The organism is Paenibacillus alginolyticus DSM 5050 = NBRC 15375, assembly GCF_000422905.1.
Taxonomy (GTDB): domain Bacteria; phylum Bacillota; class Bacilli; order Paenibacillales; family NBRC-103111; genus Paenibacillus_E; species Paenibacillus_E alginolyticus.
This window is the reverse complement of record NZ_AUGY01000133.1, coordinates 1-16,315: the sequence shown is the minus strand read 5'-3', so window position 1 is coordinate 16,315 and position 16,315 is coordinate 1. Positions and strand designations below refer to the sequence as shown.

Sequence of the window (16,315 nt, the reverse complement as noted above, 5' to 3'; positions counted from 1 at the left end):
TGGACATGGAAATTGTGCAGTTCCTGTATTTACAGAGAGCCATTCATCCAAACACTAAAGAATATCCAACGCTTGCCTAGATTTGGATGACGGTTAGAGTCATCCAGCCGAAATTTCAAAAGTAGTATTCTGGCGCAACGGGCAAGTATGCCCATTTCCAAGCAATTATTATGAATACCACTCGTTTACTTAGAAAACCGTACAAGAGAACCATTCTGTTGTATCTCTTAAATTTCAGATGTGTATGATGTTGCATGAGTAATTTCTTTGTTTTACCAATTCTTCCAATCGGCCAAAGGCTCCATGAATATTTCAGGTGTAAGATTAAACCCAATAGGATTGCTGCAATAAGAACTGTAGAGATAACTGAGAGCAATTTAAAGAAGGTCTCCATTTTGGTGAGAACACCTCGTTTTACTTAGGATTGCTTTCTCCCGTTTTATAAACAACGAGGATAGCACTACGTTGGAAACCCGCCCCGTTTACAGATGACTTCATGATGGATCCATAGCAAACATTAACAACTTGCTCATCCTTTAAACCGGCTAAAAACTGATTAGCTCTTGTCTCCGCATAAGACGTATCCGTATCTAAAAACTCTTTTACCTGAATCACTCAGTGTTCCTCCCTGAACTGTTGATTGACTAGAATGTACAGCAGAATCACATAGGTCCTCACCCCTTCGCAAAATAAATACATTAAATGTAAAATATCCATAAAAGTACAACAAGACATTCCGCAAAAAAAAGCGGAACGTCTTGTTGCTATGACCATATCACTTTATGTAATTTGTGTCAATTCGAACAAGCGAATGCCATGAGGTGTCCTTTCATACAGATCTCTGCGACTCAAATCCCCTGTGTCTAGAGATTTCAGATGTTTATTTTCTGGTTGTTTAATCCAATATGTAATAACCATACCAGCAAGGGGCTAATCATTAATGTTCACAATTTCTGACGTTGAAAACTATATTGATGCAAATCTTCGCGCAGTTGCCACGCACAGTACGACACCGATATTTACTATAAATATAAGCCAACCAATTGACTCCTGCAGAACAAAAGCCGAAAGTAGCAGGCCGAAGAAAGGTTGGAGGAGTTGTAATTGTCCGACCGCTGCTATACCTCCCTGGGCAAGACCACGATACCAGAACACAAAACCGATGAGCATACTAAACAGGGAGACATAAGCAAGGCTCCAGAGTGCCGGACCACTGATACCCGCCCATGAAACCGGCCTGTAATAAAACGAGAGCAGTGACATAGCGGGAAGAGAAAGAACGAGCACCCAAGAGATCACCTGCCAGCCCCCTAGCCTCCTTGAGAGTCGAGCCCCTTCCGCATAACCGTAACCGCACACGATGATAGAAGCCAGCATTAACGAATCACCGACCGGCGAAGATGTAGCCCCTTGTGTTAGGGCGAATCCTGCTACAAGGGAACTGCCTAGAGCTGATAAGATCCAAAAGGTTGGTCGCGGGCGTTCACCGCCCCGCAGTACGCCAAAGATCGCCGTCGAAAGCGGCAGAAGCCCAATGTAGATAATTGCATGCGCGGATGTGACAGACTGAAGCGCCAAGGCTGTCAGCAGTGGAAAACCTACTACCACGCAAAGTGCTACTAACAATAGCGGAACGATGTCGCTTCGGACAGGCCGTTGTTGCCGGAAGATGAGGAGAAGCACTCCCGCTAACACCCCAGCAATTGCGGCACGGCATACGGTGAGGAATAACGGATCAAAATCCATCACAGCCAACCGTGTGGCGGGTAGCGAGCCGCTGAAGATGAGCACGCCCAGGAAACCATTGATCCAGCCGCTTGTCGTTTTGTTCATTACAATCACCTCAAAAAAAATTTTTACACAAAAATGCACTCGACACTTTGAGAGATCAAGGTACGAAAAATATTTATAAAATACACTTCTGTATGATTATTTTGTATTATAGTAGATACAAAATACAATGTATATTGACTATTTGCTTATCTGTATGGGTACAGATAATCGACCGAATTAACAGTTGGAGGTATAAATATGAAAAATAAAAAGGAATCCATTCAGCAAATCATTCGTTCGGAAATAGTCAATGGTCTCTTCAAACCCGGTCAGAAGCTGCCATCCATCCGTATACAGAGCGAAAGATTCGGTTGCAGTCTCAACACAATTATTGGAGTTTATAAGGAACTCGAAAATCAACATCTCATTTATTCTCGTCCGAAGAGTGGTTATTTTGTCGTAGCCAAAGAAGCGCTTCTTCCCCTACTGCAGACAAAACGAATCGATTTTGCATCAGCGGCTCCCGATCCTGTGTCGATACCGCAAATCGACTTTCGTCAATGCTTGAATAAAGCGATGGAATTATTTGAGACGTCCATATTTACTTATCCCGATCCACAGGGCTTGCTTTCTCTTCGCCAGGAGATCGTGAAGCTTTTTCAGCAGCAACAGGTTTTCCCTTCGGCACAGCAAGTTTTTATATTTTCAGGCGCTCAGCAAGCTCTTCATCTTCTAGCGGGGATGCCTTTCCCAAACGGAAAAACCAACATTCTGGTTGAGCAACCAACCTACTGGGGAATGCTGGCTGCGCTTAAGACACAAAGACAAACTGTAATCGGCATCGAAAGAACTCCTGACGGGATTGATTGGGTAACTTTGGAGCGCTATTTTCAAAGTAATATGATCAAGTTTTTTTACACAATCCCGCGCTTCCATAATCCGTTAGGCACTTCTTACACAGCGGAAGACAAACAGCGACTGGCAGAACTCGCTAAAGCAAATGACGTTTACATCGTTGAGGATGATTATCTTGCTGATTTGGAAACAAACAGTAAAGCAGATCCTATTCACGCTTATAATGGAGCCAGCCATGTTATTTATCTCAGAAGCTTTTCCAAAGTGATGATGCCCGGATTACGACTTGCCGCGGCCGTAGTACCCCATTCGTTTATTCCTTTACTCCAATGGCATAAACATACGGCGGATCTGAGCACCTCAGTGCTTTCTCAAGGTGTGCTTGAGATTTATATGAAGTCCGGGATGTATACTCATCATGTAAAGCAAATGAAATCTTTGTACAATCATCGTATTAAACATCTAAGGGAAATTTCACAGCGATTATTGCCTAAAGAGTGCTTATATACCATCGAATCTTGCGGAGGGCTCTTCGCTTCAATACACCTTCCGGAGTCAATTCATACAGAAGATTTGGTCAATCGATTGGAGAATCGTGGTGTTGATGTACTGGCAACCGATAAGCAGTTCCTGACATCTTTCCCCAAGCTTAACTTGCTGCGTCTTAGCATCATTCGGACCGATGAGCAGGATATTGAAGAGGGGATTCGCATCATTGCCGAAGAACTGGAGCGTGCCCGATATACAAGCAGCTCCCCTAAGCCATTCTTTCGGTTATGAAAACTTTCCAAACTTGGGAACGTAAAAACTAAAGGTGAAGGTACATGAAGAAGGGGGGACATTACTTGCCTATGAGAAAGATAGTCATTTGGTCTGGTTTGATCATTTTTTCGATTTTCTTGACAATACTTGCACTGGCAAAGGAGTACCCCTTCTCTATACCAAAGGCAATACTTTCCATAGAGACTGGTCATGCACGTTTAGTACCCCTTACATCAGATGCCAGTAAATTAATTGGGAGACGAGGGCCATCCGAACAACAAATTACTGCCTATCTGGCTCTACGGGGCTGGTTGCATAAGGAAACACTTGGTGACCATATCATCTACGAAAAGGACAATGTTACTTTAAACGTCTATTCTCGTTTCCGAAGAGGTTACTGGTTGTACATTCTTGACAAAGCCCCATAAGCTGAAAGGAAATCTAATCGGATAGTAATGGCTTGGCTGTCCAAATCGTTTCTTGTGGCGAAGCTATAGTTTAACACCTTACATGTTTGCGTTTGAAACCAAGTTGCCCTCTATCTACTCCCTTTTGAATATTGTCGGCAGCATGTAGGAAACTGCTTTTTTTCTTGTCCCGTTTGACTTCTACTGGGCCTACTGCCATTGCGGTCTCGACCGCCCTATCATGGAGCGGCATATAGGATACCCCTACTGTATAAATAAAATTATTCATAGCGTATTTTGTTCTTTCAGGAGAATCGTGAATCGTAGTTTTCACAATTTCAAGCATATTGGCAATTTTGCTTTCGGAAAATTCCCTGTCTGGGCGATTACCCAAAAGCCAGCAGTAACAACTCCAGCCCGCTGACATTCTCAGTTCTTCGCCGCTTGCGATCCATTTATCAGCAACTTCTTGAGCAATTTCTGTTTCTGCCAAGGTTACTGCAACCACATAATCGGACAGCATGTAAAAATAAGCCGCATCCATCCAACGCTCAAAATCGGCTTCAGTCATTGCATTTGGGTCTGCAATTATGCCCGCAAAGTACATGGCGTCGTAGTTCCCTGTGGAGTAAAGCTGCTCAGCCAAAGGTTGATTTATTTTTATTTTCTTGAAGATGGGCTTCATATCGCCTGTAGCCACGCCAAAAAGCGGTTCGCGCGCGCCATTGGATATGTAGATTTTCTTGGTTCGTTCCTTGCCGAGAGCTTCAAGCTCTTGCATAACCATATTTACATTCATTGTTTAACACTTCCTTCTAATTGGAGGTTTCCCTTAAGGTTTATAACTATCTATTAAGACTATATCAGATTTTGAAAGTATTTTTAATGGCACTTCCATCTGAGCAGGAAGCAGATTCAGTCCGAGATAGGCTTTTTTTATAGACGGTTGTTATAAATTAACATATAATTACGTTATAAAACAACTTTTAAAGTTATAAAATAACATTTATTTGAGGGAGTGAATTTAATTGTCGGTAGAACCAAGATTAAATCGAATGTTTAGCAAGCAAGGAAAATGCTTTGATGTGGCTGTTGATCATGGTTTTTTTAACGAGTTTGGATTTTTAGCTGGAATTGAGAATATGAAGCAAGCGATTGCGACGATTGTGGAAGCAGGTCCTGATTGCATTCAACTAAGCATTGGGCAGGCTGGGCATCTCCAATCGATCCCTGGCAGCCGGAAGCCTGGACTCGTGCTTCGTACAGATGTAGCTAATATTTATGGAAGCGTGCTGCCGCATTTCTTGTTTAGCGAGCTTATCGATAAGGCGATTGAGCAAGCTGTTCGAATGGATGCTGTGGCGGTTTGTGTCAATCTGTTGTTGCTGCCTAATCAGCCTGAGTTGCACTATCAATGTGCTAAAAATGTTTCTATATTAAAAACAGAATGTGAAAAATACGGCATGCCTCTTATGGTAGAACCCTTGGTTATGCTGGCCAATGAAGCAAAGGGCGGTTATATGGTAGATGGCGATATTCATAAAATTTTGCCGCTAGTCCGTCAAGCTGTAGAATTGGGCGCGGATGTGATTAAAGCAGATCCTTGTGACCATGTAGAAGAATATCATCGTGTCATTGAAATTGCCTCCGGGATTCCCGTACTTGTGCGTGGCGGAGGAAGAGCCAGCGATGAGGAAATTATGACCCGTACCGTAGAATTGATGAAACAAGGCGCGTCAGGCATTGTCTATGGCCGCAATGTCATTCAGCATCCGAATCCAGCCGGTATGACCAAAGCCTTGATGTCCATTGTCCACCATGGTGCTTCCGCAGAACAGGCCCTAACTATTTTAACTTAATAACATCCAAAAGGAGTTCACCCTAAAATGTCGAAAAAAACCATACGCTTTGGTGTTATTGGCTGCGGTTTAATGGGAAAAGAGTTTGCAAGCGCGGCAGCCCGCTGGTGTCATCTTACCAATGTTGATTTTGAACCGAAGATTGTGGCTGTATGCGATGCGAATTCTGCTGCGACGCAGTGGTTTCAGGATAACATTGCGAGCGTGGAGGCAGCTTACACAGACTATAAGGAGCTTCTTGCTAATCCTTCTGTAGATGCCATATATTGTGCGGTTCCACACAATCTTCATGCGCAAATCTATATCGATATTATCGAGTCAGGCAAGCATTTGCTGGGAGAAAAGCCGTTTGGCATTGATCAGGAAGCAAACCGTCGTATTTCAGAAGCTATTATCAAACACCCGAACGTTATTGTTCGTTGCTCCTCCGAATTTCCATTTTATCCGGGAGCTCAACAAATCTTTCAATGGGTCCAGGAAAATAAATTCGGTACAATTATCGAAGTCGAAGCGGGCTTCTGGCATTCCAGCGATCTCGATCCGACCAAAGTGATTAACTGGAAAAGGCGAATCGCTACCAATGGCGAATATGGATGCATGGGGGATTTAGGCATGCATGTCCTGCACTTGCCTATGCGTTATGGCTGGAAACCAAAGTCCGTAAGGGCCTTATTGACCAAAGTCGTACCCGAACGACCAGATGGAAAAGGAAACATGGTTCCTTGCGAGACGTGGGACAATGCCATTCTTGCCTGTGATGTTGAAATGGAGGGCCAACAGTTTCCTATGATTCTATCCACCAAACGTATTGCCCCGGGCAATGCGAACACGTGGTTTATCCGAATAACAGGTACCGACTTCTCTGCCGAATTTACAACGAAAAATCCTAAACAGGTAGCTTCCTTACCTTATACACCGGGTGGCAATCAAGCATGGCATGTCGTGGATGCGCCATATAAATCAGCGTACGGCACAATTACAGGAGGTATCTTTGAGTTCGGCTTCTCGGATTCGATTCTCCAAATGTGGGCAGCTTTCTGTGATGAACTGGCGCATGGTAAGGAGACACAGCAGCCTTTCTACTGTGCTACTCCAGAGGAGGCAGCAGGAAGCCATAAGGTATTTACAGCAGCATTGGAATCGAACCGGACAGGACAAACGATTTCGATCGACTGGAGGGAATAGCTTTGAGTCAGAACGAAGCGGAAGTGATCATCGCTGGGCATATTTGCTTGGATATTATACCAACTATCTACGATAAACAATCTGGGATGGATGCTCTGCTGGTTCCGGGTAAGCTCGTTGATATTGGTCCCGCGGTAATTTCAACGGGAGGCGCAGTTTCCAATACGGGAATTGCGCTTCACCGTCTAGGCAGTCGAGTGAATTTAATGGGCAAAATTGGAAAAGACCAATTCGGTGAAGCCATTCTTACGGTCTTAAGACAGCATGGCTCGGCCTTAGTTGATGGTATGATCGTGTCTCCTAATGAGCACAGTTCTTACTCTATTGTGATTAGTCCTCCGCATATAGACCGGACCTTCCTGCATTCGACAGGAGCCAACGATACGTATTCGGCAGGGGACTTAAATCCTGAACAGCTCAAAGGTGCGCGCTTGTTTCATTTTGGATATCCGCCTTTAATGCGCAGGATGTATGAGAATGACGGAAATGAATTAGCTTTATTGCTTAAAATGGTCAAGGATAGCGGGTTGACCGTATCGCTTGATTTGGCAAAGCCTGACCCTAAATCTGACGCGGGTAAGGCTAATTGGCGTGCTATATTTGCAAAAGTACTCCCTTATGTCGATGTGTTTTTGCCCAGCTTTGAAGAAATTCTTTATATGCTGCATCGTGAACATTACGATCAATTGCTGCAAGAGGCTCCGTCTGGAGATCTTTTACCTTTTGCGAGTAGAGCTCTCCTATCTGAAATTTCGGAAGAATTGTTAGAAATGGGTGCTGCAATCGTTGGACTGAAGCTAGGAGAGCATGGCTTATATGTGCGAACAACCTCCGATCATAGCCGTCTAATGGCTATGGGACTTTGCGCACCTGCTCAAGAACATCTCGGAAATTGGACGAATAGTGAGTTGATAACTTCTTGCTATAAGGTGGATGTTGTGGGAACTACGGGCGCTGGTGATTGCACGATTGCGGGATTTTTACTTGGTCTGATGAGGGGCTTAACTTTGGAGGATTCACTCCATACCGCTGTCGGCGTCGGTGCATGTAATGTAGAACAAGCAGATGCGACAAGCGGCATTCCGGATGGATCAGAGGTGTGGCGTCGAATCAGCGACGGTTGGGCAAAGCGTGAAATGAAGCTCCATTTGAATAATTGGAGCTTTAATGAGCATGGCATATGGATCGGACCTCATCACAAATCGTAGGAGAAGGGCAGGGATAACCTATGAAACGAAGTGAAATAGGCAAAGCGCAAGAACGCGCAGCAGCTATGTTGAAGTCTAGCGGTATTGCATTAACGGAACAGGAAATAACGCATATTGAAGTGGCGGGTTTTGGGCTCGGAGAACTTGACGTTCAGGGTTTGGAGTTAATTACTTATGTGAATACGGACCGCTACTGTGCGAAAGAATTAGTATTGTTCCCACGCCAAACGTGCCCAGAGCATTTACACCCAACTATCGGAAGTGCACCCGGTAAAATGGAAACCTTTCGCTGCCGTTCAGGAAGCGTTTTCTTGTATGTAGAGGGAGAAGCTGCGACAAGCATCAAGTCGATTGTTCCTCCAGGCAGTGAGCCGTATTACACCGTCTATCATGAGATAGAATTACTTCCAGGTGAACAATACACGATTGAGCCCGGAATCAAGCATTGGTTTCAAGCGGGTAATTTAGGTGCCATTGTCTCCGAATTTTCCAGCACAAGCCGTGATGAATTTGATATCTTTACAGATCCTCGAATCGTACGGATGCCCATCGTTACGGAAGATGAGTAAAAGGATATCAGACAATGAAACTATATGGTAAAAGCTGGTCAAGGCGTGAGCTGGAAGCACGAGTAGGTAAAATTGAACAAATAGCCGGCATCAAGCGGTTCGTAACCACAGAGGGAAATGAAGCGGATGTAGAGCAGATTCAGATTCGAACAGGAGCGGGTTTGAGCTATTATATAACGCCATCTAAAGGCTTGGACATCTCTCTTGCCGAGTTCCATGGCATACCGATTAGCTGGCAATCTCCGAATGGCGATGCTCATCCTGCTTATTATGATGCTGCGGGAAATGGCTGGCTTCGAACAGCATCAGGCGATTTGCTCATGACTTGCGGATTGATGCAAGTAGGCGCTTCTGGTGAGGATGATGGGGAACGCCTCGGCTTGCACGGTCGAATCCATCATACGCCTGCAAGGCAAGTCACGGCTGTAAGCAACTGGTTTGAGGACGAAATGGAAATGAGAATTTCTGGCGAGGTGGAGGAAACTTCCATCTTTGGCGGGTGCCTTCGCTTATCGAGGCAAATTCGCAGCCGTCTAGGGGAGAACGAAATATTCATTCAGGATGAAGTTCGCAATATGGGCTTTCAGCGCTGTCCGCATATGATCTTATACCATTTTAATTTCGGATTCCCCTTGTTAAGCGAAGAGACGGCGATCATTTTCAAGGATACGAGTGTGCAAGCGCGTGAGAGCGAAAATTCCATTAGCGGATATCAGGAGTGGCAGGCTCCGGATGCGAATTATCAAGAACGAGTCTACTATCACCACATACATGGGGAACCCGAAGTGCAAATTGTAAATAAACATTTCCCTCTTCACGACGGAGAAACTGAGGTACAAGTTACCCTTCAATGGTCTTCAGACACACTGCCCAAACTTGTTCAGTGGAAAATGCCTGGGGCTGGTACACATGTGTTAGGCATAGAGCCTGCTAACTGCCACGTTGGAGGCCGGCATAAAGAGCGCGAGCAAGGAACGCTTGTCTTTTTGGAGCCAGGCGAAACGGTGAAATATAACTTAAGGTTGATCCTAAAGTGAGTTCTAGGGATAATAGAGTCATTGAAGAAAAGTAACGGGGGCTCACCATGACGCATAACCAAACCATTAACCAACGTCAGCAACAAATTCTGGATCGAATGGCTCTAGACGGCGAAGTTAAAATAGCTGAGTTGAAAGAAATGTTTGACGTCACCGAAATGACGCTGCGCAGGGATCTGGAAAAGCTTGAATTTATGGGACTACTTAGGCGCACATTCGGTGGCGCTATTCTCGTTGGCAAGGATATTGCGCTGCAGGATCGCACTGGCTTCATGATGGATGAGAAGATGAGAATCGGCCTGCAAGCCGCTCAACTTGTTAAGTCTGGTGATTCGATTTTTCTGGATGGCGGTTCAACAACATTGCAGGTAGCGAGGTATTTGAAACCGGGGATGAATATTACCGTTGTTACGAATGCCCTGAATATTGCCGCCGAGCTTCAAGGGAAGCAAATATCCACGATTGTAGTTGGAGGTATGCTTCTGGATAAAACATCGACTTTGGTCGGTCCTATTGCAGCAGGTTCCATTGCTCAAATGGCATTTGACCGTGTCTTTATTGGTACCACTGGCGTGTCGTTCAAGCATGGCTTTAGTAACTCTAATATGCATGAAGCAGAAATCAAACGGCTTGTCATCAAGCAGGCTTCAGAAGTGAATATTGTTATGGACCATATGAAGTATGGCATTAGGGATTTGTTTTCGTTCGCGTCTCTGAATGCTGTAGATCGAATTATCTCAGATCGCTGCCCTGATCAGGAATTGGATGGTATTCTAAAGGAAGCCTCTGTGGAAATCGTAGTAAGCTGCTGAAATGTCCGTTATAAGACCGATACTCCTTGGAAAATAAGGGGTTCCGGTCTTTTTTACGGCCCAAGTTCCATTTCTGTTTATTGTTTGATTAGACAGTATTCGAACTATGCAGCAATTGAAAAACTCATTATTGTGAAAGTGAGAGATTCAGCAATCAATTCGAAGGCAGCTCTAAATCACCAGACATCAAAAGGAAAGAAGAAAGGAGTATTTTTGCTTATGGCTTTCATCAGGGAGATTGCAAAAAATCGTCAGCTATATGTACTAGCTATTCCGGGAATCGTTTTTTTAGCTATCTTCTCCTATATTCCAATGTTCGGACATTTAATAGCGTTTGAACGCTTCCAGCCTGTGAAAGGAATTTGGGGAAGCAAGTGGGTTGGATTGGATAATTTTAAATTTTTTTTCGGAGGGCAAGATTGGTTGAGGGTTACCTTCAATACGGTTTATCTGAACTTACTGTTTCTAATCTTTGGTATAGGTTTTGCCATCATTCTTGCCATTCTGATTAATGAAATTGGCTCAACAGTGATCAAGAAGATTAGTCAATCCCTCATTTTTCTTCCCTATTTCATTTCTTGGTTGGTCGTGAGCTTAATGATACTAGCTTTTATGAGCACAGACGGCTTAATGAACAACTGGTTGAAGCAAATGAATATCGATAGCATTAATTGGTATCAGCGTGTATATTTATGGCCTCTTATCTTAACATTGGTCTACGTTTGGAAATTTGCAGGTTATTATTCCATTATCTTTTTGGCTGCAATCGTAGGCATTTCTTCTGAATATTACGAATCGGCCAAGATCGATGGAGCTACCCGAGTGCAGCAAATCATACACATCACCATTCCTTCGATTCGATCCGTCATCGTGGTGTTAATGCTTTTAGGAGTCGGACGTATCTTCTTCGGAGATTTCGGTATGATTTATGGAATAATCGGGGATAACTCCATTCTATATCCGACAACCGATGTAATCGATACCTACTCGTTCAGGGCGCTGCGTCAGTTGGGCAACTTCGGAATGTCTTCCGCCGTTGTTTTCTATCAATCGATCATGGGATTGTTTACCATCCTTATTTTCAACAGGATCGCTAAAAAAATAGATCCCGATTCGAGCTTATTTTAGGAGGGGAATATGGGAAACACAGCTTGGACAGCATCGAAAAAGACAGTTCGAACACGGATCAGAAATGATCAATCCTGGGGTGAAAAAGTGTTTCTCTGTTTCATGTATGTTCTCATAGTCTTGTTCAGTTTGGTTTGCGTCATTCCCTTTTGGATTGTGCTGGTGGATTCGTTCGCTTCCGAAGCGAGCTTCCTCCAATATGGTTATCAATTGATTCCGAGCGCTTGGAGCTTAGATGCCTATAAGTACTTGCTGGTAGGAGGCCAATTCCTCACCAGTTATAAAAATTCATTGGTTATTACGATTGCGGGTACTGTATTGGCCGTAACTATCACATCCATGTTTGCTTATGTACTGGCACATCCAAAAGTAAAGTACCGGGATGTTCTTTCCTTTTTAACTTACCTAGCGATGGTTCTGGGTGGAGGGTTAGTTGGCTTTTACATGATGGTTGCGAATTGGCTTCATTTAAAGGACTCCCTTTGGGCACTTATTTTACCCTATATATTGAACCCTTTCTATGCGTTCATTCTTGTTGCCTTCTATAAATCGCTTCCCTATGAAATCAATGAAGCTGCAACCATTGATGGGGCGGGAGATATTCGTCTGTTTTATAAAATCATATTACCGATTTCTACGCCTGTCATTGCGACTGTATCGCTCTTTTATGCAATCCAGTATTGGAATGATTGGTATTTATCCTTACTTTTCATAGATAATTACAAGCTGCATCCGCTGCAATTAATGATTCGCCAATTGATTTCGAATCTTAATGTTTCCGCTTACGTTGGGGGCGGAGCCAGCTATCAAGTAACAGCTCCGACGAGTGCCATTCAATTGGCAACCGTTTGCCTGACCATTGGTCCTATCGTACTTCTCTATCCTTTTTTGCAAAAGTATTTCGTTAAGGGAATTACCATTGGTGCCGTGAAGGGATAATTCAATGATAAATTTACCCGAGTCTCTCGGTTAAATATAATTACAACTAGGAGGTCGTTAAAAATGAGCATGAAAAGAGGGACAGGTGCAGTTTTAACCATGATGGTACTGGCGAGCATGTTGACAGCATGCACCGACAAGCGTGTTGAGCCTTCCTCCACAATCGCTGCAACGAAAGCTGGCGATCAGAAGAAGCTTGAACCTGTCACGCTGAAAATTATGGTCCCCGGAGACCGCCCGAAAGATTTTGATGCGGTTATCCAAGAAGCTGAAAAAAAGATGGCGAATTCCTTAAACGTCAAATTGGATGTTGTCTTCGTTCCTTGGGCTGATCTTGCTCAAAAAACGCAGGTAACCCTATCTTCCGGAGAAGACATCGATTTGATTTTTGATGCGCCCTGGCTGCACATTACCCAGCAAATCGCGGCAGGCAGCTATGAACCGCTTGATGGCCTGTTAAAGCAATATGGTCCGAACATTCTCAAAAACCGTCCGCAGCAAATGTGGGATGCAAACAAATTTGACGGGAAAATCATGGCAATTCCAAACGGAAACACATTTGTACAAGGACGCGTTTATTATGTGAGAAAAGATCTTCGCGAACAGTTGGGTATAGCGCCGATCAAAACCTATGAAGACTTGATCAAATATGCCTACGCGGTGAAAGATAAGATTCCTAACGTTACTCCGTTTATTCCAGCAGGTCAAGATGTGAATAAAGGTTTGTCGGAAGGTGCTTTCCGTCGTTATTGGTCGGACAATAAGGAAAACATTACCCCGAGCCCGGCGCTTTCGGAATCCCTTGTTCTATATACGAAGAATAATGATGGAAAAGTGTATAACCTGTTCGATCAAATGGAGCCCATGGTTTGGTCATGGATCCAGAATGCCCGCAAACTGTATCAGGATAAAATCATCAGCCCTGATGTGCTTGCAATTAAGGATATAAACGAGCCGGCCAAGCAAAGCAAAGCAGCCATCATTCCGCATAATGAATTTGGAGTGACGAATGATATGCAGCAAGCTTTAAAAACTGGAAGCCCTAAAGCGGAATTTGAAGCTGTAACGTTTATGAATCTGGAGAAAGGTGCAATACTAACGAATTCACTTCAATATAACTTTATTGCTGTTCCCGTTGTAAGCAAGCATAAGGAGCGCGCCATTCAATTCCTTGATTGGGCCAATCAGAAAGAAAATTATGATTTGTTGGTGTATGGGATTAAAGATAAGAATTGGGAAGCGATTGGGGACGACCAATATAAGTTTAAAGGCGACAGTTATGCATGGTTTCCTTACGTATGGATTTGGAATCCGACGACGGACCGTCTGGATGCCAGTCAAGAGGATGCTACGAAAAAGCTGAACAAATGGACGGCAGATGCAAGTAATTTTACCATTGATAAACTATCCGGATTTACTTTCAATAACGCTGCGGTAAGCAATGAAATTTCTCAATACGTCAGTATCGAGTCTAAATATTATTCCGCATTGTTCAACGGTGTTGTCGATCCCGATCAAAGCTGGGTTAAATTTAAAGCGGAAGCAGCACCTTTAGCAAAGAAAATTCAAGTAGAAGAACAAAAGCAAATCGACGCGTTTCTTGCTAAAAAGTAGCTGAGCATTACATAAGCGGATGTTTGTGTTTTAATGAATAGGAGTAAGAATGAATGAAGGAGAGTTCAGATGAAGAGGCTGCTGCCAGAAAAAACATACCTTCGAAATTTTTTGAATATGGGAATTTTATTTACCGTTATCATTCTCCTCTTCTCCTATTTATTAAGACAAGAATATTCCAAGCAGGCTTATGAAGATATCAATCATTTGATGGAAATTAAGACAGACAGATTGAGCCAAGGGTTTGAATATCAATTGGACCATCTTCGCGCCTATGCTTTAAATATTTATCAAGACCCTGACATATTCAATTGGCTAATGTCTGATAGAAATGAGCCCTTATCTGCGTCCTATGCCTTTAAATCCGTTTCCAAATTTATGAGTTTGCAAGCATTTATCGATACAACCTATTTGGTTAATACGAAGACGCAGCAAGTGATTGATTCAAAGGCAGGAATTCATAGTTTTGCGGATTTTACTGATCAGGAAATGCTTGCGCGGATCAAGAATAATGCTCCAACGACATTAAGATTTTTCAATCATACGCTTAATACTGAATCTTATTTGGCTTTAATCGTTCCATCGAACTATTCCAAAATCGCAAGCCAAGGATATCTTGTTATTTTATTGAATAAAAGCCTTATTGACTCAAACTTCGCAGAGCAAAATTGCTTTTAACCCCTTGATATATATAGCTAACTCAAGATAATAATCTATCTCTTGCAAAAATAGAAAACACCGCTTCCGTTTGATATAGTGATTGTGTCGAGCAATCCACTACCACACAGAAGAGGTGTCCTCTATATGATAGATCAAAAGCAGCCCTGCAATCAACTGCCTAAAGAAATTAAACCGGCATTCGAAGAACTTCATGTGCTAAAGCACTTAAAAGACGCAAAAATAAGCAAGAAATTTGGTTATTCTGCTGCTTATCTGTATCAGCTTGTATTCGTTCTTTTGTTTCATCAGAAAAATTGGTTTCGCCTGCTCCAAAGTGAAAAAGCGGAATCATTTCCAGGCAAAGACGCCGTTTATCGTTTTTTGAATCATACCAAATTTGCTTGGCGACAGTTTCTCCTTTCCCTTAGCACAGCAACCATCCATAAAGTCGAAACGCTAACCTCAGACGAGCGTGTGACCGCATTCATTTTTGACGATTCCATGTTTGATCGTAACCGCAGCAAAGCGGTAGAATTGCTTGCAAGATTCAAAGATCACGCCACTGGAGCCTATTATAAAGGCTTCCGTATGCTGACGATGGGATGGTCTGACAGCCATTCGTTTATTCCCATGGATTTTGCTTTGCTGAGCTCGGTCAAATCACAAATAAATGGCATCTCTGAATGGACGGATAAACGAACCGTCGGCTATAAACGCCGCGAGGAAGCGCTACTTTCAGCGCCAAAGGTCATCGCGTCTATGATAGACCGTGCCATAGCTGCTGGTGCGTCTGCGTCTTATGCCTTAATGGACAGTTGGTTCACCCATGCGCCACTCATAAAAGAAATCCTGGATCGTGGTCTCCATGTCATTGGCATGATTAAAAATGACAACAAACGTTACCTAGTTGGAGGAATCCGCCTGAACCTAAAGGAATTGTATCTGGTAGCCCCGCAAGTTGAGGGAAAGAAGTCCGATATTCTTCGCTGCATTCGAACTGAATTGGTCGCCGGAATACCGGTGCTCGTGGTATTTATTCGGCATCGCTCCAAGAAAAAAGAATGGCTAGCAATTCTCTCCACCGACTTGACTTTGACGCCTCAGGAAGTCATTAGTACCTACACGATGCGTTGGAATATTGAGGTCTTCTTTAAGTGTGCAAAATCCATGTTACGCCTGCAAAAGGAGTTTCAAGGTCTTTCATACGACCTACTCGTTAGTCATACAACGATTGTATTTTCTCGTTATATTCTGCTTGCATGGCAGCATCGACAAAGCACGGACCAAAGAACGCTTGGTGGTTTGTTTTATTTGCTATGTGATGAAGTCAGCACCTTGGATTGGGTAGTCGCCTTACAGCAACTGATCGATTTGATCAGTGAAGTAGCTACAAAAGCATCCAAAAAACTTTCGAAATTAATAAAAAGTCAACTACAACAATGGATTGTCGGTTTGCCCAGTTACCTCAAGGCTTATCTGCCGATTTCAGGCTGCGAAGTTTGAGTTA

Annotated in this window: 15 protein-coding genes; 12 read left to right on the top strand and 3 right to left on the bottom strand. The window is 43.4% G+C overall.

The window, feature by feature from the left end; genetic code table 11:
• Positions 1 to 414 precede the first annotated feature (414 nt).
• Entirely contained in the window at positions 415 to 615 is a 201-nt protein-coding gene (locus G519_RS0134890) for a hypothetical protein (RefSeq protein WP_029198547.1), read from the bottom strand.
• Positions 616 to 966: 351 nt separating this feature from the next.
• Positions 967 to 1,833: a DMT family transporter gene (locus G519_RS0134885; RefSeq protein WP_029198546.1), complete on the bottom strand. Its 867-nt coding sequence runs from the start codon at positions 1,831 to 1,833 to the stop codon at positions 967 to 969.
• A 198-nt stretch (positions 1,834 to 2,031) separates the two neighbouring features.
• On the opposite strand from G519_RS0134885, the gene G519_RS0134880 reads away from it, so the two are divergent.
• The gene (locus tag G519_RS0134880) at positions 2,032 to 3,408 is read left to right on the top strand and encodes an aminotransferase-like domain-containing protein (RefSeq protein WP_029198545.1); all 1,377 of its coding nucleotides are present in this window, start codon (positions 2,032 to 2,034) and stop codon (positions 3,406 to 3,408) included.
• 480 nt (positions 3,409 to 3,888) lie between these two features.
• Here the strand turns inward: G519_RS0134880 and G519_RS0134870 are convergent, their stop codons facing one another.
• Positions 3,889 to 4,596 (bottom strand): DNA alkylation repair protein, encoded by a 708-nt coding sequence (locus tag G519_RS0134870; protein WP_029198543.1) that lies wholly within the window; start codon positions 4,594 to 4,596, stop codon positions 3,889 to 3,891.
• A gap of 229 nt (positions 4,597 to 4,825) precedes the next feature.
• Here G519_RS0134870 and G519_RS0134865 point away from each other — a divergent pair, with 229 nt between their 5' ends.
• The 11 genes from G519_RS0134865 to G519_RS0134815 all read left to right on the top strand — a co-directional run bounded on the left by G519_RS0134865 (position 4,826) and on the right by G519_RS0134815 (position 16,311).
• Positions 4,826 to 5,656 carry a class I fructose-bisphosphate aldolase gene (locus G519_RS0134865; RefSeq protein WP_029198542.1) on the top strand — a complete coding sequence of 277 codons (831 nt, stop codon included), beginning with the start codon at positions 4,826 to 4,828 and terminating at the stop codon, positions 5,654 to 5,656.
• A 27-nt stretch (positions 5,657 to 5,683) separates the two neighbouring features.
• Complete coding sequence (locus tag G519_RS0134860) at positions 5,684 to 6,841, top strand: Gfo/Idh/MocA family protein (RefSeq protein ID WP_029198541.1); 1,158 nt, start codon at positions 5,684 to 5,686, stop codon at positions 6,839 to 6,841.
• Between the two features lie 2 nt (positions 6,842 to 6,843).
• The gene (locus G519_RS0134855; RefSeq protein ID WP_029198540.1) at positions 6,844 to 8,049 is read left to right on the top strand and encodes a carbohydrate kinase family protein; all 1,206 of its coding nucleotides are present in this window, start codon (positions 6,844 to 6,846) and stop codon (positions 8,047 to 8,049) included.
• Positions 8,050 to 8,069: 20 nt separating this feature from the next.
• Positions 8,070 to 8,618 (top strand): D-lyxose/D-mannose family sugar isomerase, encoded by a 549-nt coding sequence (locus G519_RS0134850; RefSeq protein WP_029198539.1) that lies wholly within the window; start codon positions 8,070 to 8,072, stop codon positions 8,616 to 8,618.
• Between the two features lie 14 nt (positions 8,619 to 8,632).
• On the top strand, positions 8,633 to 9,655 hold the full coding sequence (locus tag G519_RS0134845) for an aldose 1-epimerase family protein (protein ID WP_029198538.1): 1,023 nt from the start codon (positions 8,633 to 8,635) through the stop codon (positions 9,653 to 9,655).
• Positions 9,656 to 9,702: 47 nt separating this feature from the next.
• Positions 9,703 to 10,467 (top strand): DeoR/GlpR family DNA-binding transcription regulator, encoded by a 765-nt coding sequence (locus G519_RS0134840; protein WP_029198537.1) that lies wholly within the window; start codon positions 9,703 to 9,705, stop codon positions 10,465 to 10,467.
• A gap of 219 nt (positions 10,468 to 10,686) precedes the next feature.
• Positions 10,687 to 11,595, top strand: a complete 909-nt coding sequence (locus tag G519_RS0134835) for an ABC transporter permease (protein WP_029198536.1) — start codon at positions 10,687 to 10,689, stop codon at positions 11,593 to 11,595.
• A gap of 9 nt (positions 11,596 to 11,604) precedes the next feature.
• The gene (locus G519_RS0134830) at positions 11,605 to 12,534 is read left to right on the top strand and encodes a carbohydrate ABC transporter permease (protein ID WP_084160497.1); all 930 of its coding nucleotides are present in this window, start codon (positions 11,605 to 11,607) and stop codon (positions 12,532 to 12,534) included.
• 63 nt (positions 12,535 to 12,597) lie between these two features.
• Positions 12,598 to 14,148, top strand: a complete 1,551-nt coding sequence (locus G519_RS0134825) for an ABC transporter substrate-binding protein (protein WP_029198534.1) — start codon at positions 12,598 to 12,600, stop codon at positions 14,146 to 14,148.
• Between the two features lie 69 nt (positions 14,149 to 14,217).
• Entirely contained in the window at positions 14,218 to 14,826 is a 609-nt protein-coding gene (locus G519_RS0134820; protein ID WP_029198533.1) for a hypothetical protein, read from the top strand.
• Between the two features lie 126 nt (positions 14,827 to 14,952).
• Positions 14,953 to 16,311, top strand: a complete 1,359-nt coding sequence (locus G519_RS0134815) for an IS4 family transposase (protein WP_029196969.1) — start codon at positions 14,953 to 14,955, stop codon at positions 16,309 to 16,311.
• Positions 16,312 to 16,315: the final 4 nt, after the last annotated feature.

What these genes read in the sequence shown, in the direction of transcription:
- G519_RS0134885 (WP_029198546.1), bottom strand. Translation starts at nt 1,833, where the DNA reads ATGAACAAAACGACAAGCGGCTGGATCAATGGTTTCCTGGGCGTGCTC.
- G519_RS0134880 (WP_029198545.1), top strand. Translation starts at nt 2,032, where the DNA reads ATGAAAAATAAAAAGGAATCCATTCAGCAAATCATTCGTTCGGAAATA.
- G519_RS0134870 (WP_029198543.1), bottom strand. Translation starts at nt 4,596, where the DNA reads ATGAATGTAAATATGGTTATGCAAGAGCTTGAAGCTCTCGGCAAGGAA.
- G519_RS0134860 (WP_029198541.1), top strand. Translation starts at nt 5,684, where the DNA reads ATGTCGAAAAAAACCATACGCTTTGGTGTTATTGGCTGCGGTTTAATG.
- G519_RS0134850 (WP_029198539.1), top strand. Translation starts at nt 8,070, where the DNA reads ATGAAACGAAGTGAAATAGGCAAAGCGCAAGAACGCGCAGCAGCTATG.
- G519_RS0134845 (WP_029198538.1), top strand. Translation starts at nt 8,633, where the DNA reads ATGAAACTATATGGTAAAAGCTGGTCAAGGCGTGAGCTGGAAGCACGA.
- G519_RS0134840 (WP_029198537.1), top strand. Translation starts at nt 9,703, where the DNA reads ATGACGCATAACCAAACCATTAACCAACGTCAGCAACAAATTCTGGAT.
- G519_RS0134835 (WP_029198536.1), top strand. Translation starts at nt 10,687, where the DNA reads ATGGCTTTCATCAGGGAGATTGCAAAAAATCGTCAGCTATATGTACTA.
- G519_RS0134830 (WP_084160497.1), top strand. Translation starts at nt 11,605, where the DNA reads ATGGGAAACACAGCTTGGACAGCATCGAAAAAGACAGTTCGAACACGG.
- G519_RS0134825 (WP_029198534.1), top strand. Translation starts at nt 12,598, where the DNA reads ATGAGCATGAAAAGAGGGACAGGTGCAGTTTTAACCATGATGGTACTG.
- G519_RS0134820 (WP_029198533.1), top strand. Translation starts at nt 14,218, where the DNA reads ATGAAGAGGCTGCTGCCAGAAAAAACATACCTTCGAAATTTTTTGAAT.
- G519_RS0134815 (WP_029196969.1), top strand. Translation starts at nt 14,953, where the DNA reads ATGATAGATCAAAAGCAGCCCTGCAATCAACTGCCTAAAGAAATTAAA.